Below are 18,854 nucleotides of genomic sequence, written 5' to 3'. Positions count from 1 at the left end.
CCCGCGCGCGCCGGCGCCACCGCCCCGGACACCCCCCCCCCCCCCCCCGGGGGGGGGGGGGGGGCGCGGGGCACGTCAGCCGACGCAGCTTCCTCCGCAGCCGTACCCTCACCCCCGGCCCCTCTCCCGCAGGGAGAGGGGAGCAAAGCGCCTGCCCTCGGCCTTGCCCACCACGCCCTCGTAGCCATCGGCGGCGGCAAGGACTCGCTGGTCAGCATCGAAGCCCTGCGCAACGCCGGCGTGGCCGAAATCGTCACCTGGATCGGCGGCTCGCAGCTGATCCGTGCCTGCGCCGAGCGCACCGGCCTGCCGACCCTCAACATCGGCCGCACGCTGGCACCGGAGCTGTTCGAGCTCAACCGCCAGGGCGCATGGAATGGCCATATCCCGGTCACCGCGGTGAACTCGGCGATCATGGTGCTGGCCGCCGTGGTGCAGGGCGTGGATCAAGTGGTGTTCTCCAACGAGCGCTCGGCCAGCTATGGCAGCCAGATCGCCGGTACCGGTGAAGTGAACCACCAGTGGTCCAAGGGCTGGGCCTTCGAGAAGGCGTTCGGCGAATACGTGCAGCAGCACATCGCCGCCGACCTGAACTACTACTCGCTGCTGCGTCCGCTGTCGGAACTGGCGGTAGCCCGTCAGTTCGCCAAGACCGATTTCTACGACGCGCATTTCTCCAGCTGCAACCGCAACTTCCACATCCTCGGCGAGCGCCCGGTGAACCGCTGGTGCGGCGTCTGCCCGAAGTGCCACTTCGTGTTCCTGGCGCTGGCGCCGTTCATGCCGAAGATCCGGCTGGTGCGCATCTTCGGCCGCAACCTGCTGGACGACCTGGAACAGGCCGGCGGCTACGATGCGCTGCTGGAGTTCCAGGACCACAAACCGTTTGAGTGCGTGGGCGAGGGCAAGGAGTCGCGCGCTGCCATGGCGACCCTGGCATCGCGTCCGGACTGGAAGGAAGACGTGCTGGTCAAGCGCTTCGCCAGCCTGATCCAGCCGACCTTGTCGGCGGACGAACTGCAGATTGAACCGCTGCTGGTATTTGATGGTGAGCACCGCATCCCGGCAGCACTGTGGGAGCGTCTGCGTGCGAATTTCGCAGCTTGAAGGCAAACGCGTCGCGCTGTGGGGTTGGGGGCGTGAGGGCCGCGCGGCCTATCACGCGCTGCGTGATCGGGAATGGGGAATCGTCAGTGGTGATTCGCAGGAGCGGTTTCCTGCGCGTTTGACGGTGCTTTGTTCTGCTGCTGAAGCAGAGGAAATTCTTGCGCTTGGTGACGCACACCTGCGCGTTGAAACCGAGCTCAGCGGTGAGCTGCTGGCTTCGTTTGATGTGGTGATCAAGTCACCGGGTATCAGTCCGTACAAGCCCGAGGCGCAGCATGCCTTGGCGCAGGGCACGCAGTTCATCGGTGGCACCTCGCTGTGGTTCAGCGAGCACGCCGATGCCAATGGCGCGCTGCCCAATACGGTCTGCGTGACCGGCACCAAGGGCAAGAGCACGACCACCTCGCTGCTGGCGCATCTGCTGCGTGCGGCCGGGCATCGTACCGGCCTGATCGGCAATATCGGTCTGCCGTTGCTGGAGGCCCTGGACCCACAACCAGCGCCGGACTACTGGGCGGTGGAACTGTCCAGCTACCAGACCGGCGAAGTCGCCCGCAGCGGCACGCGGCCGGACGTCGCCATCGTACTGAACATCTTTCCGGAGCATCTGGACTGGCACGGCAGCGAGCAGCGCTACATCGACGACAAACTGTCGTTGGTGACCGGCGGTCATCCGCGCGTCGCCGTGCTCAACGCCGCTGACGAACACCTGCGCGCGCTGCAGCTGCCGCACAGCCAGATCGTCTGGTTCAACCAGCCCGAAGGCTGGCATATGGTCGGCGAAGTCGTGCATCGCGGTACGCAACCGGTGTTTGATACCTCGAACACGCCGCTGCCCGGCCGCCACAACCGCGGCAACTTGTGTGCGGTGTTGGCTGCACTGGAAGCCCTTGGTCTGGATGCGGTTGCCTTGGCGCCTGCGGTGCAGAGTTTCCGGCCCTTGCCGAATCGCCTGCAGCTTCTGGGCGAACGCGATGGCCTGCGTTGGGTGAATGATTCGATCAGCACCACGCCGCATGCATCGCTGGCCGCCTTGGATTGTTTCGCCGGCCAACGCATTGCCTTGCTGGTCGGTGGACATGATCGCGGTGTGGATTGGCAGGACTTCGCTGAGCACATGCGCGACAACGCGCCGGTCGAGATCGTGACCATGGGCAACAACGGTCCACGCATCAATTCGCTGCTCGCGCCATTGGCCGAGGCGGGCGGTTTTGGCCTGCACGCCGCGACCGATCTGCCGCATGCGGTGGAGCTGGCGCGTGCCGCGCTGGGCGGGCAGGGTGGGGTCGTGCTGTTGTCACCTGGCGCGCCGAGCTTTGGTGCCTACAAGGACTATGTGGCGCGCGGACGGCACTTCGCCGAGCTGGCCGGGTTTGATCCGGACAGCATCAGTGCGATTCCGGGTATCGGCATCCTGTAAGGCCTTGGCCGGGACCGACGTGGCGCTGACTGTCAGTCGGCGCCACCCAACACCTGCAGATCACTCCTCTTCGTCGGTGAAGGCGTAACGCCCGTCGATCAGCTGCTGCAGGTAGGCATCGAAGCTGGGCGCGATCACCGCATAGCTGTCCGGGTCGTGCAGGTAGCGCACGACCTGGCCACTGATGCCGCCGTCGGCAGGATCAAAATCCAGGTACAGCATCGACGTGCCACCGTTGTTCATGCAGTGCGAGAAGCACAGACGCCTGCCCATCGGCACGTCGGCATCGATACCGGCACCAAGAATCTCTGGCTCATCGTCCAGCCATTCTTCGTAGATGGAACGGATGCTGTCGTCCCACTGCGCGCTGTCCTCGAAGATCTGCTGCACCGAACGCAGGTAGTAAGGATAGCTGCCGTCGCCGACGTCCGAGCCAAGCATCAGCACGTTGACCTCACCTTGCGGGTAATCCCGGTAGTGGCTGCCATCCACCTGCGCCAGCAGCTCCAGCAGGCTGGCCGGCACCTGCGGCCATTGCCGCTGCAGGCGTTGCAGGTCGGACTGGCTTGCGCCTTCCACCCAGCGCCACATTGGCGCGTCATCTGCCGGCAAGCGCGGCACAAGGCCGGAAAGGAAGGTATCGACGAGGCTCATATGCGGAAGGACACGTTGGGGATGCATATCCAAGCACACCTGCGTAACGCCGCCAATGCACAATGCGCCACGGGAGGCGATATCGACAGGATGCCTCCGTCCTCTTCTCAGGAGCGCAGGCATGAACAAGTGGCGATGGGCTGCAGTGACGATGCTGGGATTGGCGGCAACGCCGGCATGGGCCGCGATGAAGTCGCAGCCGCTGGAGTGGCAGCACGACGGCACCACCTTCAGTGGCGTGCTGGTCTACGACGATGACGGCGATGCGCGCCGCCCCGGCGTGGTGATGGTGCCGAACTGGCGCGGCGTCAACGCCTCGGCGATCGCCAAGGCCGAGCAGATTGCCGGCGATGACTATGTGGTGCTGGTTGCTGACGTCTACGGCAAGAGCGTGCGCCCCACGGACAACGATGCGGCGGCTGCGGCTTCCAAGCCCTTGCGTGAGGACAGGGCCCTGTTGCGCGCCCGTGCGGCTGCGGCGCTGGATGCCTTGAAGGCACAGGCTGGCAAGGTGCCGCTGGATGTCGCGCATATCGCTGCCGTAGGGTTCTGCTTCGGCGGCACCACGGTGTTGGAGATGGCCCGCGCCGGCATGCCCTTGGCGGGCGTTGTCAGCCTACACGGCGGCTTGTCGACCCCGGCTCCGGCAGCAGTCGGCAGCGGCAAGGTCCCGATCCTGGTGCTCAATGGCGCGGCTGATCGCGGTGTCACCGCCGAGGACATCGCCAGTTTCGGCAGCGAGATGGATGCGGCCAAGGCCGACTGGCAATTCGTCAATTTCAGTGGCGCGGTGCATTGCTTCGCCGAGTCCGACGCCAACAGTCCACCGGGCTGCCTCTACGACCCACGCGCAGCCAAGCGCGCCTGGAAGATGATGGATAACTTCCTGGAAGAGCGCTTGGGCGACTAACGCTTGGTAGGGGCTTTACCAGCAATGCCCTGGGGCCTGTAGTGCCGAGCCATGCTCGGCAGAGGCCTCACCAACAATGTTTTGTAGGAGCGGCGCAAGCCGCGAACCAGAGCAAGATCAGAAGCGGTACAGCCACCCCTCCCCAACCCTCCCCTTGCCTACGGCAAAGGGAGGGAGCGGTAGTGCCGAGCCATGCTCGGCAAGGGGCGTTCCCAGCAATGCATCAGGCATGCAGGTTTGTGGGAGCGGCATAAGCCGCGAAGCTGACTATCTGTCAGATCGCGGCAACAGCTGTCCGCACGGGATGCGCTACTGGCGGTTCGCCTTTGGTAGCGCCGGGAACAACCGTGGCTTCGCGGCTGACGCCGCTCCTACAACGACGCCCGGCTCTGCGCCGCCGCTATCGCTCCGCTGATCGCCGCCCGCGCTTGCGGGCTGTTGCGCCAGCAACTGCTGCCAAGCATGGCCGAGGCCTGGCTGACGACATCGCTGGTTTCGGCTTCCGCCAACTGCTGCAGCGAATGGAATCCCAGCTGCTCCAGCCGGGCCACCACGGTGGCACCGACCCCTTTCACCGCCAACAGCACGGCGCGTTCGTCCTCGTTGAACTGCTGCAATCCCGCCATCGCGATCAGTGGCTGCGTTCGATGGCGTAACGGGCCAGGCCGCGCAAGGCGGCAACGGCGTCGGTCTCCGGCAGGCCGTCCAGCGCCTGCTCGGCGGCGTTGGCATATTCCACGGCGCGTTTGCGGCTGTATTCCAGGCCGCCGGTGGCATGGATGGCTGCCAACACTTCCGGCATCGCGCTGGCATCGCCGTCCTGCACGATCTCGCGCAGGCGGTTGCGGACCACGTCATCCGAGTGCGCCATGGCGTGGATCAGCGGCAAGGTGGCCTTGCCCTCGGCCAGGTCGTCGCCCAGGTTCTTGCCCAGTTCGTCGGCATTGGCGGAGTAATCCAGCACATCGTCGGCGATCTGGAAGGCATAGCCCAGGTGCATGCCGTAGTCGTAGAGCTTCTGCTGTACAGCCTCGTCGGCGCCGGTGGCCAGCGCGCCCAGGCGGGTGCCGGCGGCGAACAGCACCGCGGTCTTGCGCTCGATCACGCGCAGGTAAGCGGCTTCGTCGGTATCCGGGTTATGCACGTGCAGCAGCTGCAGCACTTCGCCTTCGGCGATGCGGTTGGTGGTGTCGGCCAGGATCTGCATCACCGCCATGCGCTCCAGCTCAACCATCAGCTGGAAGCTGCGCGAGTACAGGAAGTCACCGACCAGCACGCTGGGGGCATTGCCCCACAGGGCATTGGCGGTGCTGCGGCCACGGCGCAGGTCGGATTCGTCGACCACGTCGTCGTGCAGCAGGGTGGAGGTGTGGATGAACTCGATGATCGCCGCCAGCTGGTGGTGCTCCGGACCGGCGCCGCCGACCGCATGGCCGGCCAGCATCACCAGCATCGGCCGCAAGCGCTTGCCGCCGGCCGAGACGATGTGGTCGGCGATCTGGTTGATCAGCACCACGTCCGAGGACAGGCGGCGACGGATCAGGGCATCGACGGCAGCCATGTCCGCTGCGGCAAGGGTCTGGATGGCAGGCAGGCCCAGCGCGGGGCGGATATGTTCGGCGATGCTCATAGGAAGACTTCAGGGGGTACCCGGGGATTATAGGCGGTGTGGGCGCGGGCGGCCCGTCGGGGCCGAAAACCGAACAGAACCGGGCCTTTGCGCAGTGAATACGTATGCAAGCAACCCCGCCGGCAAAGCGCCGACGCTAAGCTGGCCGGCATACATTTCGCAGCCCTGAAACAGGGGCTCTGAGGCCCGTAGGGGGGCGTTCGATGTCCAAGACTCCATGGTGGCGCGGTGCCGTCATCTACCAGATTTACCCGCGCAGCTACCTGGACACCAATGGCGACGGCGTCGGCGACCTGCCGGGCATCATCGATCGCCTGGAGTACGTGGCGTCATTGGGCGTCGATGCGATCTGGGTGTCGCCGTTCTTCAAGTCGCCGATGGCCGATTTCGGCTACGACATCGCCGATTACCGCGATGTGGACCCGCTGTTCGGCAACCTGGCCGATTTCGACCGCTTGCTGGCCAAGGCGCATGCGCTGGGCCTGAAGGTGATGATCGACCAGGTGTTCAGCCATACCTCGGTGGACCACGCCTGGTTCAAGGAAAGCCGCGAGAGCCGCGACAACCCCAAGGCCGATTGGTATGTGTGGGCCGATGCGCGCGACGACGGCAGCCCGCCGAACAACTGGCTGTCGATCTTCGGTGGCGTGGCCTGGCAGTGGGAGCCGCGGCGTCGGCAGTATTTCCTGCACAACTTCCTGGCCTCGCAGCCGGACCTGGATTTCCATAATCCGGCGGTGCAGCAGGCAACGTTGGACTACGTGAAGTTCTGGCTGGACCGTGGCGTGGATGGCTTCCGCCTGGATTCGATCAACTTCTGCTTCCATGACGCGCAGTTGCGCGACAATCCGCCGAAACCCGAAAGCGAACGTATTGGCCGTGGTTTCAGCCCAGACAACCCGTATGCGTTCCAGTACCACTACTACAACAACACCCGGCCGGAGAACATTGGTTTCCTCGAGCGCCTGCGTGCGTTGTTGGATGAGTACCCGCAGGCAGTGACGCTGGGCGAGATCTCCTCGGAGGATTCGCTGGCGACGACTGCCGAGTACACCGCGCCGGGCCGCCTGCACATGGGCTACAGCTTCGAGCTGCTGGTGGACGATTACAGCGCGGCCTACATCCGCGGCACCGTCGAGCGGCTGGAAGCGGCGATGGGCGAGTCCTGGCCGTGCTGGGCGGTTTCCAATCATGACGTGCAGCGTGCGGTGACCCGTTGGGGCGGGCATCCGGCCAAGCCATCGCTGGCGAAGATGCTGGCGGCGTTGGTCTGCTCGCTGCGTGGGTCGGTGTGCATCTACCAGGGCGAGGAGTTGGGCCTGGGTGAAGCGGATGTGCCGTTCGAGGCGTTGCAGGACCCGTACGGCATCACTTTCTGGCCGAATTTCAAGGGTCGCGACGGTTGCCGTACGCCGATGCCGTGGACCGACGAGGCATTGGCTGGGTTTACCACTGGCAAGCCGTGGTTGCCGATTCCGGCCGAGCATCAGGCTTTGTCTGTGCAGGCGCAGGAAATGGATGGCGAGTCGGTGCTGCATGCCTTCCGCAGTTTCCTGAGCTGGCGCAAGGCGCATCCGGCCTTGGTCGAGGGTTCGATTCGTTTCCTTGATAGTGCTGAGCCGGTGTTGCTGTTCGAGCGTCAGGCCGGCGATGAGACCTTGTTGCTGGCGTTCAATCTGTCCGGCGAAGCGGTGCGGCATCCGTTGCCGGCCGGTGAATGGCAGGCCTTGGCGCTGCCGGGCCCGGTGGCGGGTGCGATCGAGGCTGGCGAACTGGTATTGCCTGGGCACGCGGTGTATTGCGCGCGTCGCGGCTGAGCTTTTGTTGCTCTCTCTTTTGTGCGGGCGGAGATAGCATCTCCGCCTTTTTTTTGGCTTTTGCTTTTGCTTTTGCTCTTGGCCTTGGCCTTGGCTCTGGCTCTGGCTCTGGCTCAAGCCCCTCTCCCGCCTGCGGGAGAGGGGTTGGGGTGAGGGCGCTTCTAAAAGCAGGCCAAAGCCAAAGCCAAAGCCAAAGCTCCCCCCCATCCGCCCTACGGGCACCTTCCCCCGCAGGCGGGAGAAGGGAAAGCCAAAAGCCAAAAGCCAAGAGCCAAGAGCCAAGAGCCAAAAGCCAAAAGCCAAGAGCCAAAAGCCAAAAGCCAAGAGCCAGAGCGATTCCCGCCTGCGCGGGAATGACGGCGTAACTTCAACAACAACCACAGACATCACACAACAGCCACAGCCACAGCAAGTCGGCCAATGCTTTGGCTGCAACAAGCTTCAGCAAATTCCTTCTGGGATACGGAAAACGCCAAGGCTGTTCACAACGCAAAAGGCCCGCTGCAATAGCAGCGGGCCTCCAATGCACTTCCAACCAGAACCAATCAGAACTTGTAGTTCACGCCCACCTGGTAGGTGCGGCCCCATTCCACGGTTTCCAGCGGCCTGTCCTTGGTGCCGGCATAGGTTTCGTACTTGGAGTTGGTCAGGTTGCTGGCCTGCAGGAACAGGCTCAGGCCCTTGAACATCGTGCCGTCGCCGAAGCTGTAGCCCAGCTGTGCATCCAGCACGTCCTCCCCCTTCACATAACGCAGGGTACGGGCGCCGTTGAAGTTGCCGATCTCGCCGATGAAGTCTGAGCGCTTGCGCTGGTTCAAACGCACTTCAAAGCCGCTGTTCTCGTAGTAGGCGGTGAAGTTGTAAACGCGCTTGGACAGGCCCGGCAGCATGATCGGGCCGGTGCCAACGCTGGAGGTATTGGCCGGGTCGGGCTTGATCATGATGTCGCTGTCGTTGAAGCTCGCGCTGGCCACCACGCCGAAGCCGCGCAGGGCATCGGTGAACAGGTCCAGCGGCAACGAGGCGGTCAGCTCGGCGCCGCGCAGGCTGCCACCGGTGCCGTTGAACGGTGCGGTGTAGTAGCCGATCGACTGTGCCGGGACCTGCAGCTGGGCTGCATTGGTGCCAACCTTCAGCCACTCTGCCACCTGGTTGGTGAAATCGTAGCCGTCACGCTTCTCGGTGTAGATGTAGCTCTTCAAGTCCTTGTAGAACACGGCGGCGGCCACATAGGCCTTGTTGCCGAAGTACTTTTCCCAGGACAGGTCGGCGGCGTTGGCTACCCACGGATCCAGGGTCGGGTTGCCGCCGCTGGAGCCGGGCTTGCCGGTATTGGTGTCCATGCCGAATTCCATCGACGCGCGCAGTTCGTCGACGCGCGGACGCGCGACCTGGCGGGCGAGGGCGAAACGGATGGTGTTCTCGGCCGGCAGTTCGAAGGCCAGGTTCAAGCTCGGCAGGAAGTCCAGGTACTTCTTGCCTGCGTTGATCGGAATGACCTGGCTGCCAACTGGCTGTGAACCATCCCAGTAATTGGAATGCGAAGACTGGTCGACATGCTGGGCCTGGATGCCGACATTGCCGCGTACCGGGATCGAGCCGATCTGGGTGCTGATGTTGGCACGCAGGAAGGTGGTGGTGATCTTCTCGTCCACCGTCCATTGCTTCGGAATCAGGTAGCTTTCGGTGGTGGTCGGGTTGAACGTCATGTAGCGGCCAACCGCAGCAGGCACGTTCCAGGCCGGGATGTAGCCGGCGCCGGCAAAGCCCAGGTTGACCGGCTTGTACTGCAGGTCGGCGGCGATGCTGGTGATGCCCTGTGCACCGAGGTTGATGTTGCCCTCGGCCTGGGTCTTGTTCTTGCTGCGGTCGGCGTAGTTCATGCCGACGTCGAAGTCCGAGAACCAGGTGAAGCCTTCCGGCACCGGGAAGGTGGCCGCCAGCTTGAAGCCCTTCAGCTCATCGTCGACATGCGGCGTCTTGCCGTAGCCGGAACCGTAGATGGTGTTGGTCAGGTAGAGCTTGGTGTAGTCCGAATAGTCAAAGCCCGGGGTGAACTGCGGGAACTTGCCGCCGGCGAAGTTCAGCTTCACCGAATCCAGCATCGGCGCCGGCAGCAGCTGCAGGTTGTTCTCCAGGTTCAGCTCGTCACGCTCGGCCTTGGACCAGCTGACGTCGGCCACGACGCGTACATCACCGAAGTTGAATTCGTTGTTCCAGCCAATGGCCTTGATGGTGTCTTCGCGGTTGTTGTACATGCCGCGGATCAACGGATAGACGTTGTGCGCGGTGCCGCTGACGAAGCTGCCATTGCCGTTGACCACGACGTCGGTGACGTCCAAGCGGATCTTGTCCGGATCGTTGGTGCCGTTGAAGTCGCCCAGATGGATTTCCATCTGGTTGGCGGTGTCGTGTTCCTTGGCCTTGGTGTAGAAGGTGTCCAGCGTGCTGGTCCAGCTGTTGTTCGGCCGGAACTGCAGGGTGGCCATCACGCCGTCACGCTTGGCATTGCCGGTACGGCGCAGGGCCTTGATGCCGTCGGAATAGAAAGTGCCGGCGGCAACGCCCGGGCGCCAGTTGTCGCCGATCGCCTGCCAGGGTTCGTAGAGGCCGACCTGGTTTTCCTGCTTGGACATTTCCGAGTGGGAGATGCCGATGGCCAGGCCGATGGTGTTGTCGGCGAACTTGTCGACATAGCTGAAGTTGATACGGTTGCCGTACGGATCCTCGCCGGCGGCTTCGCCCAGCGAGTTCTTCTGGTAGCGGCCGCTGACGGCGATGACGCGCTCGTTGTAGCTGAGCGGGCGCACGGTCTGCATGTCCAGGGTGCCGGACAGGCCCTGGCCGACCAGGCCGGCGTCCGGGGTCTTGTACACGGTGACGCCGCTGATCAGTTCGGAGGGGTACTGGTCAAACTCCACCGAGCGGTTGTCACCGGTGCTGACCATTTCGCGGCCATTGAGCAGGGTGGTGGCGAAGTCGGGCGACAGGCCGCGCACGCTGATGGCTTGGGCGCGGCCGGCAACGCGCTGGGCGGCCAGGCCGGGCAGGCGGGCGATGGATTCGGCGATGCTCACGTCCGGCAGCTTGCCGATGTCTTCGGCCGAAATGGCTTCCACGATCGAGGACGAGTCGCGCTTTACCGAGATCGCGCTCTCGATGCCGCGGCGGATGCCGGTCACGGTGACGGTGTCCAGGTCGACAGCTTCAGCCTTGGCTTTCGCTTTGGCCTCGTCGTCCACGGTCTGTGCGTGTACGCCGGTGGCAGTCAATGTGATGGCTGAGGCCAGTGCAACGCTCAGCAGATTGCGCTTGGTGTTCAACATACTCCCCTCTCCCAGGTGATGTCGTTTGGTTGTTTTTTGTGCTCCCCCGTATTTTTTTGGGTGGGGGATGCATCGTTGTTTTTTTGCTGCTTGCGACTGACTCGCATGGTAATCAGCGGGCAAGCCCGTGGTGCTGGGCTGCATACGTATTCAATGGGGCTTTGCGGCGGCAGATAGGTCTGAAAACGCTTTCTGCAGCGGTTCTGCCTTCACGCCGTCATTCCCACGGTGCGGGAATCGCTCTGGCGTAGGCTTTGGTTTTTGTTTTATGCCGTCATTCCCGCGCAGGCGGGAATCGCTCTGCGCTCTTGACGTTCCGCGCGAAAGTCAAAGACAAGAGCGATTCCCGCCTGCGCGGGAATGACGGCATCAGAGCAAAGCCCAAAGCCCAAAGCCTTGGGCTCCAGGCCTCCCAGTCCTTACTCCACCGGCACAAACCGCACAGCTGCACCGCCACCAGCCGCCAGCTGCAGCTTGATCCGGTCGCCACTGCCCACCATCCGCGTCTCACGGATAAACGCAAACGGTGCAGTTTCCCAATTGGCACCGTCCCCATCGCGGTAGATCTCCGCGCGGTAACGCTTGTCCGGGGTCAGGAACGACAAGGCCACATCCAGCGCCTGCGGCTTCTCGCTGCCAACACTGCCGACAAACCATTCCTCGCTGCCACGCGCCTTGCGCGCAAACGTCACGTACTGGCCAACCTCGCCATTGAGTACATGGCTTTCTTCCCAATCCACCGCCACGTCCTTGATGAACTGGAAGGCGTCGGGGTGCTGGGCATAGTGCTCCGGCAGGTCGGCGACCATCTGCACCGGGCTGTACAACACCACGTACAGGGCCAGCTGCTTGGCCAGGGTGCTGCGCAGGGCCAGGCCGTTGCGGCCCTTCAGGCTGACGATGCCGGGGGTGTAATCCATCGGCCCGCCCAGCATGCGGGTGAACACCAGCGTGGCTTCGTGGCCGGGCGGGTTGGGTGGGTTGCCCCAGGCGTTGAATTCCATTCCGCGGGCGCCTTCGCGCGATACCCAGTTCGGGTAGGTGCGGCGCAGGCCGGTGTCCTTGATCGGCTCGTGGGAGTTGATCGCGATGTGCCTGGCGGCGGCCTGCTGCAGCACGCGCAGGTTGTGGTTGCTCATCCACTGGCCTTCGTGCCATTCGCGGGTGATCGGGCCGTCGGCTTGATCCTGGCGGTGGATGTCACCTGCGTCGCAGACATAGCCAGTCTTGACCACATCCACGCCGTTGCGCGCATACAGGTCCAGCGCGGCAGGAAGCTGGCGTTCGTAATGGCTGACCGCGCAGGCGGTCTCGTGGTGGCCTATCAGGTGCACGCCCTTGCCGGCGGCGTAGCTGGCAAGGCCGGGCAGGTCGAAATCCGGGGTGGCGCGGGTGAAGTCGAAGGCCTCGCCGTTGGCGAACCAGTCGCCGTCCCAGCCGATGTTCCAGCCTTCCACCAGTACGCCGCGGAAACCGTTGGCGGCGGCGAAGTCGATGTAACGGCGGGTGTTCTCGGTGGTGGCGCCGTGCTTGGGGCCGGTTGCCCAGGTCTCGGTTTCCAGGTGCAGCGACCACCACACGCCGGCATATTTGGCTGGCTTGAACCAGCTCACATCGCCGATGGCGTTGGGTTCGTTTAGGTTGAGGATGAGGCTGGATTCGGCCAGGTCACCGGCCTTCTCGCCAATGGTGATGGTGCGCCACGGGGTGTTGAAGGGCAGGGTGCGCACGACCGGCGCGCCGCTGCTGGACGGGGTGAGCGTCGCGCGCAGGATGTCGCCATCGCCACGCGCCAGGTTCATGCCGGCGTAATCGACCAGCGCGGCTTCGTGGATGGAGATATGCAGGCCATTGTCGCTGCGCAGGGTCAGCGGGGTCTGCGCGGTGCCGACTTCCTTCAGCGGGGTCTGGTGGTACAGGTATTCTTCGCGGTTCCACTCGAAGGCGGGAATCCACCAGGCGGTTGCCGGGCGCGCCAGCGCGAACTCGGTCAGCTCGGCGTGGATCTGCGCCTGCTTCATGCCGGCCTGCTGCGGGAATTCGTAGCGGAAGCCGATGCCGTCGTCATAGACGCGGAACACCACGTCAAAGCGGCGCTCGTAGTTGCGGCCGGCGCCGGGCTTCTCGGTGAAGCTGGCGCGCAGTTCGTTGTAATGGTTGCGGGTCAGGCGGCGCTCGCCCCAGGGCTGCTCCCAGGTCTCATCGAAGCTGCGCTGTGACTGCCCGGTAAGCGCGACATTGCGCTCCAGCCGGCCGTCGCCAAGCAGCATGCCCAGCCGCGACGGCGCGATCACCGCCTGGCCATTGCGTTCCACCCGATACGAGGGACGGCCTTCATGTTGGGATTCGACGACCACGACAAGCTGCTTGTCGGGTGAGGTGACGCGCGCCAGATCGGCGGCGTGGGCCGGCAGGACGCTGATCAGCAGCAGCGCGAAGGCGGCTCTCAGCGACAGGCGGGCAGGGGTGTAACGTGAATCGGCCATGCGGGTCTCAACTCCGGGTTCTGGTCGGCGCGCCGGCCCCGCGGGGTGGCACGTGGCGCCACTATTCCCCGGCCGAGGCCACTGTGGGGGCAATGCTGCATTGAATACGTATGCAACAGCGGTGCAGATCACAGGTGCGCCCTCTACCATGGCTGCAGCGCATCCGCGCCCAACATCGCATCCGTGATTCCCGGAGGGGGGAAGCGCTTGATGAATAGCAAACCGCAGCTGTCGTTCTGGCAGATCTGGAACATGTGTTTTGGCTTCCTGGGTATCCAGTTCGGCTTCGCGCTGCAGAACGCCAATGCCAGCCGCATCTTTGAAACGCTGGGCGCACCGATGGACGCGGTGCCAGGGCTGTGGATCGCCGCACCGCTGACCGGGCTGCTGGTGCAGCCGGTGATCGGTTACCTGTCCGACCGCACCTGGACGCGCTGGGGCCGCCGTCGCCCGTACTTCATGATCGGCGCGGTGCTGACCACGCTCGCGCTGCTGGTGATGCCGAACTCGCCGACCCTGTGGATCGCCGCCGGCACGCTGTGGGTGCTGGATGCCTCGATCAATATCTCGATGGAGCCGTTCCGCGCCTTCGTTGGCGATCAGTTGTCGCCGAAGCAGCGCCCGACAGGCTTCTCGATGCAGAGCTTCTTCATCGGCGTGGGCGCGGTGGTGGCCAGCTTCCTGCCCTTCATCCTCGCCCACTTCGGCGTGGCCAATACGGCGGGTCCAGGTGAAGTGCCGGACACCGTGCGCTATGCCTTCTACTTCGGCGCGGCGGTGTTGCTGTTGGCGATGAGCTGGACGGTGTTCAGCACGCGCGAGTATTCGCCGGCCGAGCTGGCCAGCTTCGACGATGCCGAACCGGCGGCGGTGCATACCGTGCAGCGCGCTGCAGGTCTGCCGCAATGGGGGCAGATCGGCGTGTGGCTTGGCTTGGGCGTGTTGTTGGCGGGGTTGATCGCCTGGCGCCAAGGCGACCGCATGCTCTACGTGCTGGCCGGCCTGTGCGCCAGCTACGGCCTGCTGCTAGGCGTCGCGCGGGTGCTGCCCGGCACACACATGCTGGCCACCATCGTCGACGACCTGCGCAGCATGCCGGGCACGATGCGGCGCTTGGCATGGGTGCAGTTCTTCTCGTGGTTCGCCCTGTTCGCGATGTGGATCTACACCACCGCAGCGGTGGCGGGCACGCACTTCGGTTCCACCGATACGCAGTCGGCCGCGTACAACGAAGGCGCGAACTGGGTAGGTGTGTTGTTCGGCGCCTACAACGGCTTCGCGGCCGTGGCGGCGTTGATCATCCCGCTGATGGTGCGCGCGATTGGCCTGCGCTGGAGCCACCTGGTCAATCTTTGGCTGGGCGGCTTGGGCCTGATCTCGCTGATGCTGATCAAGGACCCGCACTGGCTGTTGCTGTCGATGGTCGGCGTCGGCTTTGCCTGGGCCTCGATCCTGTCGCTGCCTTACGCACTGCTGTCGGACAGCGTGCCGGCGGCGAAGATGGGTGTGTACATGGGCATCTTCAATTTCTTCATCGTGATCCCGCAGCTGGTGGCCGCCAGTGCCTTGGGCTTCGCCCTGCGCAACTGGTTGGGTGGTGATCCCATCCACGTGCTGGTACTGGGCGGCTGCAGTCTGTTCGTGGCCGGTTTGTGCGTGCTGCGGGTTCCGTCGCAACAGGAGGTGGTGTGATGCGTGGTCGTTTGGCAACAGCGGTTGGACTGGCAGTGGTGGCAGGCTCGGCCTTGGCCGGCAACCGGCCGGATTACATCGGCACCACCGAACCCTTCGCCAGTGATGCGGTGTACTTCGTGGTCACCGATCGCTTCGTCAATGGCGATACCAGCAACGACCATCGCGATCAGGGCGGCGAACACCGCACCTTCGATATCCCGGTGCCGTGCCCGGACAAGATCGACGGCAACATCGGTTACCTCGGCGGCGACTTCAAGGGCGTACTCGACAACGCCGACTACATCCGCGAGCTCGGCTTTGGCGCCGTATGGATCACGCCGATCATCGACAACCCCGATCAGGCGTTCACCGGCAGCAAGCCGATCAGCTGCACCAGCACGCTGACTGACCGCGGCAAGACCGGTTACCACGGCTATTGGGGCATCAACTTCTACAAGCTGGATGAGCATCTGCCCAGCGCAGACCTGGATTTCGCTGTGCTGACCAAGGGCCTGCACGATGCCAAGCTGAAAGTGGTGCTGGATATCGTCGGCAACCACGGCTCGCCGGCCTGGACCATGCCCAAGCGGCAGCCGCAGTTCGGCCAGATCTTCGACAAGGACGGCAAGCTGATTGCCGACCATCAGAACCTGGCCCCGGACAAGCTCGATCCGAAACACAATCCGCTGCATGCGTTCTACAACAACATCGGCTCGGTCGATGGCAGCAAGGGTTCGATCTTTGACGGCAACCTGGCCGAGCTGTCGGATTTCAACGAGCACAACCCGGCGGTGATGGATTACCTGGTGGGCGCCTACCTGCAATGGACCGCGCAGGGCGTGGATGCTTTGCGCATCGACACCATCGGCTGGCTGCCGCATCCGTGGTGGCATGAATTCGTAAACCGCATCCGCGCCCAGCACCCGGGCATGTTCATGTTCGGCGAAGCCTTCGACTACGACGCCGCCAAGATCGCCGAGCACACCTGGCCGGCGAACGCGAACGTCAGTGTGCTGGATTTCCCGCTGCGCGGTGCCATGTCATCGGTGTTCGGCAAGGAGCAGAAGGGCTTTGAAGCGCTGGCCGAACCGCTGCACCTGAGCGGCGGCCCGTATGCCAATCCGTATGCACTGATGAGCTTCTACGACAACCACGACATGGCGCGACTGGATGCCAGCGATGCCGGTTTCATCGACGCGCATAACTGGCTGTTCACTGCACGCGGTATTCCGGTGCTCTATTACGGCTCGGAAACCGGCTTCATGCGTGGTCGTGCCGAGCATGCGGGCAACCGTGCCTACTTCGGCCAGCAGCGGGTGAATGAGGCAGGGCAGAGTCCGATCTTCGCACCGCTGCAGCGCATCGCCAAACTGCGTGAAGCAACGCCTGCGTTGCAGCGCGGCCTGCAGGTAAATGAGCGGCTGCATGGCGATGAGGCGGTGTTCTACCGCGTGCTGCAGCATGGTGATACTGCGCAGACGGCGTTGGTGCTGTTGAACAAGGGCGATACAGCACGTTCGTTCGAGGTGAACCGTTACCTGCAGGCCGGGCAGTGGCGTGATGTGTTGGGTGGCGGTTCGTTGAAGGTGAAAAGTTCGCTGAAGACCGAAGTGCCGGCGCATGGCGTCAAGGTGTTTGTGCTGGAAGGGCAGGTCTTGCAGCCGGAGCTGCGTGCGCAGTTGGATGCGGCCATGGCGGATCAGGTCGCGCGGGATAAGCGACTGGCGCAGTAACCTGCTTGAGCCCCTCTCCCTGCGGGAGAGGGGTTGGGGTGAGGGTAGGGCTCTGCGAGCAATCCAACACCGCGCCAAAAACACCCCTCCCCAACCCTCCCCTTTGCTGCGCAAAAGGGAGGGGGCAGATGGCAGCAGTCGAGAGGCTGTGCTTGTCTCCCTCCCTTTGCCGCAGGCAAGGGGAGGGCCGGGGAGGGGTAGCTCTTGCTTCTGCACCAGCCTTTGCGACTCCCCTAGCCCCACCCGCTACAATCCGCCCCCAGGCATTCCCGGCGGCACCGCATGAACCAGCTTCCCCCGCAAACCCCCATTGAAACCCTGTTGCAGACCGCAATGGGCGGCAAACTGCCGATCCGCGCCTTCATGCAGGCCTTCGTCGCCTCCGAAGTGGTGCTGCTGACCGGCAGCCTGGTCACGCCTGACGGCAGTGGCTTCGATCCGTTGCTGTTCGACAAGCAGGGCGTGCTGCACGTGGCGGTATTCACCGATATGGCGCGGGTTGGTTTCCACCAGCAACAGGCACCGCACAACATCCGCATGCTGATGCTGGACGTGCTGCGCCGCGTGCCCGGCGGCTACGGCGTGGTGATCAACCCAGGTACCCCGCTGGGCTTTGAGATATCACCGTCAGGCGTGGGCGAAATCCTCAAGGATTTCAGCTAGGCCAAGGCACGCGAAAACTCCGTAGCCCGGGTAAGCGCAGCGCACCCGGGGCTTGCGTCCGACAGGTCGTAGAAGTGACTTGTCTATGGAGATGGACCCTGCCGAAACTTCGTGTTCCTGCATTTCCCGGGTGCGCTGCGCTTACCCGGGCTACATGGGCTCCGGTACGAATCACACGCTGAGCGATGATTCCCGCACTACCAGCTTCACCGGAATGGTGATGCCTTCCACCGGCTCACCGGCAATCAGGCTCAGCAGCTTGTCGACCAGCAGCTGGCCGGCCTGCTTGGTGTCCTGCTGTACCGTGGTCAGCGGCGGCGATACCGATGCCGCCAGCGGAATATCGTCAAAGCCCGTGACCGCGATGTCCTGCGGCACACGCAGGCCGCGCTCGCGCAATGCACGCAAGGCGCCGATGGCGATCAGATCGCTGGCCGCGCAGATCGCATCGAAGTTCTTGCCGCTGTCGAGCAGGGCGATGCAGGCGGCGTGGCCGGAGTCCTCGGTGGTGATGGCGTCATGTTGCAGCGACGGATCTGCCTTCAAGCCGCGTGCAGCCAGCGCTTCGACATGGCCGCGGTAGCGTTCCTCGAACTCGGGATAGTGGCTGGACGCGTGGCCCAGAAACGCGATGCGCTGGCGGCCCTGCTCAAGCAGGTGCGCACTGATATCAAAGCCGCCCTGGAAGTTGTCACTGCCGATCGATACGCCTGGCTGGCCCGGCAAGGCCGCACCCCAGCGCACGAAATGGGTGCCTTGCTCCACCAGCCGCTGCAGCCTCTCCACTGATTCGTGGTAGTCGCCATAGCCGAGCAGGATGATGCCGTCGGCCTTGTTGCTGTCCTCGAAGTCGGCATGCCAGTCGCTGGACAGCTGCTGGAACGAGACCAGCAGGTCCAGCCCCTTCAGCGCGCAGGCACGGGTGATCGAGCCCAGCATCGAGTGGAAGAAGGGGTTGATCAACGAGTCATCATTGGTCGGGTCCTCGAAGAACAGCAGCGCCAGCGTGCCAGATTGCTGGCAGCGCAGGCTGGAGGCGTTCTTGTCGACCTTGTAGTTCAGCTGGCGGGCGATATCGAGGATGCGCTGGCGGGTTTCGGCATTGACCATCGGGCTGCCACGCAGCGCTCGCGACACCGTTGGCTGCGAGACGCCGGCCATGTGCGCGATATCCAATGAGGTGGCTTTGCCCTTGATGACCATCTTGACCAGCAATCTGAACGACGTCCGGCATCATGCCATGAGGTCGGCGAAAGGGGGCGGGCCGGGTCCGGGATCCGCCGTTTGCCGGGCCATTTCAGCGCTGGAGGGGCGGTGATCCGGCCTGGCCAACAGCAGCTGGATGCGCGGCTGGGCCAGCGCAAGCCTTACGCCGCAAGGGCTGCAGGGATTGGCTGCTATCTGTCGCCGGACAGATATAATACGTCGGCTATT

The 18,854-nt window shown here is 64.0% G+C and carries 13 protein-coding genes; 7 read left to right on the top strand and 6 right to left on the bottom strand.

Translation table 11 applies throughout. The annotated features are described in order from the left end of the window. Nucleotides 1-1,107: MurL-like N-terminal domain-containing (locus AC13FW_RS10600; RefSeq protein ID WP_482989028.1), on the top strand; the 1,107-nt coding region annotated here is incomplete at its 5' end. Continuing rightward, nucleotides 1,088-2,527, top strand: coding sequence for a UDP-N-acetylmuramoyl-L-alanine--D-glutamate ligase (gene murD / locus AC13FW_RS10595; RefSeq protein ID WP_482989027.1), 1,440 nt, complete (start codon nucleotides 1,088-1,090; stop codon nucleotides 2,525-2,527). The genes AC13FW_RS10600 and murD, both read left to right, overlap by 20 nt. Nucleotides 2,528-2,587: 60 nt before the next feature. Here murD and AC13FW_RS10590 read toward each other — a convergent pair whose 3' ends face one another. After that, nucleotides 2,588-3,181, bottom strand: a complete 594-nt coding sequence (locus AC13FW_RS10590; protein WP_482989099.1) for an SMI1/KNR4 family protein — start codon at nucleotides 3,179-3,181, stop codon at nucleotides 2,588-2,590. A gap of 121 nt (nucleotides 3,182-3,302) precedes the next feature. On the opposite strand from AC13FW_RS10590, the gene AC13FW_RS10585 reads away from it, so the two are divergent. Then, a complete protein-coding gene (locus AC13FW_RS10585; protein ID WP_482989026.1) occupies nucleotides 3,303-4,091 on the top strand; it encodes a dienelactone hydrolase family protein in 789 nt (262 codons plus the stop codon). A gap of 371 nt (nucleotides 4,092-4,462) precedes the next feature. Here AC13FW_RS10585 and AC13FW_RS10580 read toward each other — a convergent pair whose 3' ends face one another. Further along, nucleotides 4,463-4,717, bottom strand: a complete 255-nt coding sequence (locus tag AC13FW_RS10580; RefSeq protein WP_482989025.1) for a helix-hairpin-helix domain-containing protein — start codon at nucleotides 4,715-4,717, stop codon at nucleotides 4,463-4,465. Nucleotides 4,718-4,722: 5 nt separating this feature from the next. Further along, nucleotides 4,723-5,721 (bottom strand): polyprenyl synthetase family protein, encoded by a 999-nt coding sequence (locus AC13FW_RS10575; protein ID WP_482989024.1) that lies wholly within the window; start codon nucleotides 5,719-5,721, stop codon nucleotides 4,723-4,725. Nucleotides 5,722-5,924: 203 nt separating this feature from the next. Here AC13FW_RS10575 and AC13FW_RS10570 point away from each other — a divergent pair, with 203 nt between their 5' ends. Continuing rightward, nucleotides 5,925-7,538 carry an alpha-glucosidase family protein gene (locus tag AC13FW_RS10570; RefSeq protein ID WP_482989023.1) on the top strand — a complete coding sequence of 538 codons (1,614 nt, stop codon included), beginning with the start codon at nucleotides 5,925-5,927 and terminating at the stop codon, nucleotides 7,536-7,538. Nucleotides 7,539-8,083: 545 nt separating this feature from the next. Here AC13FW_RS10570 and AC13FW_RS10565 read toward each other — a convergent pair. Next, entirely contained in the window at nucleotides 8,084-10,864 is a 2,781-nt protein-coding gene (locus tag AC13FW_RS10565) for a TonB-dependent receptor (protein ID WP_482989022.1), read from the bottom strand. A gap of 419 nt (nucleotides 10,865-11,283) precedes the next feature. After that, nucleotides 11,284-13,350 carry a glycoside hydrolase family 97 protein gene (locus AC13FW_RS10560; RefSeq protein WP_482989021.1) on the bottom strand — a complete coding sequence of 689 codons (2,067 nt, stop codon included), beginning with the start codon at nucleotides 13,348-13,350 and terminating at the stop codon, nucleotides 11,284-11,286. Between the two features lie 210 nt (nucleotides 13,351-13,560). Here AC13FW_RS10560 and AC13FW_RS10555 point away from each other — a divergent pair, with 210 nt between their 5' ends. The 3 genes from AC13FW_RS10555 (at nucleotide 13,561) to AC13FW_RS10545 (ending at nucleotide 17,420) form a co-directional block, all read left to right on the top strand. Further along, nucleotides 13,561-15,042, top strand: a complete 1,482-nt coding sequence (locus AC13FW_RS10555) for an MFS transporter (protein ID WP_482989020.1) — start codon at nucleotides 13,561-13,563, stop codon at nucleotides 15,040-15,042. Then, on the top strand, nucleotides 15,042-16,757 hold the full coding sequence (locus AC13FW_RS10550; protein WP_482989019.1) for an alpha-amylase family glycosyl hydrolase: 1,716 nt from the start codon (nucleotides 15,042-15,044) through the stop codon (nucleotides 16,755-16,757). The genes AC13FW_RS10555 and AC13FW_RS10550 overlap by 1 nt, the downstream gene beginning before the upstream one ends. A 282-nt stretch (nucleotides 16,758-17,039) precedes the next feature. Beyond that, the gene (locus AC13FW_RS10545; protein WP_482989018.1) at nucleotides 17,040-17,420 is read left to right on the top strand and encodes an SseB family protein; all 381 of its coding nucleotides are present in this window, start codon (nucleotides 17,040-17,042) and stop codon (nucleotides 17,418-17,420) included. A 171-nt stretch (nucleotides 17,421-17,591) separates the two neighbouring features. Here the strand turns inward: AC13FW_RS10545 and AC13FW_RS10540 are convergent, their stop codons facing one another. After that, on the bottom strand, nucleotides 17,592-18,623 hold the full coding sequence (locus tag AC13FW_RS10540; RefSeq protein WP_482989098.1) for a LacI family DNA-binding transcriptional regulator: 1,032 nt from the start codon (nucleotides 18,621-18,623) through the stop codon (nucleotides 17,592-17,594). Nucleotides 18,624-18,854 lie beyond the last annotated feature (231 nt).

This window comes from Stenotrophomonas sp. 21LCFQ19 (assembly GCF_056861425.1).
The sequence above is the reverse complement of the archived record's forward strand: the minus strand, read 5'-3'. Positions and strand labels throughout refer to the sequence as shown.

What these genes read in the sequence shown, in the direction of transcription:
- AC13FW_RS10590 (WP_482989099.1), bottom strand. Translation starts at nt 3,181, where the DNA reads ATGAGCCTCGTCGATACCTTCCTTTCCGGCCTTGTGCCGCGCTTGCCG.
- AC13FW_RS10575 (WP_482989024.1), bottom strand. Translation starts at nt 5,721, where the DNA reads ATGAGCATCGCCGAACATATCCGCCCCGCGCTGGGCCTGCCTGCCATC.
- AC13FW_RS10545 (WP_482989018.1), top strand. Translation starts at nt 17,040, where the DNA reads ATGAACCAGCTTCCCCCGCAAACCCCCATTGAAACCCTGTTGCAGACC.
- AC13FW_RS10580 (WP_482989025.1), bottom strand. Translation starts at nt 4,717, where the DNA reads ATGGCGGGATTGCAGCAGTTCAACGAGGACGAACGCGCCGTGCTGTTG.
- AC13FW_RS10560 (WP_482989021.1), bottom strand. Translation starts at nt 13,350, where the DNA reads ATGGCCGATTCACGTTACACCCCTGCCCGCCTGTCGCTGAGAGCCGCC.
- AC13FW_RS10555 (WP_482989020.1), top strand. Translation starts at nt 13,561, where the DNA reads ATGAATAGCAAACCGCAGCTGTCGTTCTGGCAGATCTGGAACATGTGT.
- AC13FW_RS10585 (WP_482989026.1), top strand. Translation starts at nt 3,303, where the DNA reads ATGAACAAGTGGCGATGGGCTGCAGTGACGATGCTGGGATTGGCGGCA.
- AC13FW_RS10540 (WP_482989098.1), bottom strand. Translation starts at nt 18,623, where the DNA reads ATGGTCATCAAGGGCAAAGCCACCTCATTGGATATCGCGCACATGGCC.
- AC13FW_RS10565 (WP_482989022.1), bottom strand. Translation starts at nt 10,864, where the DNA reads ATGTTGAACACCAAGCGCAATCTGCTGAGCGTTGCACTGGCCTCAGCC.
- AC13FW_RS10550 (WP_482989019.1), top strand. Translation starts at nt 15,042, where the DNA reads ATGCGTGGTCGTTTGGCAACAGCGGTTGGACTGGCAGTGGTGGCAGGC.
- AC13FW_RS10570 (WP_482989023.1), top strand. Translation starts at nt 5,925, where the DNA reads ATGTCCAAGACTCCATGGTGGCGCGGTGCCGTCATCTACCAGATTTAC.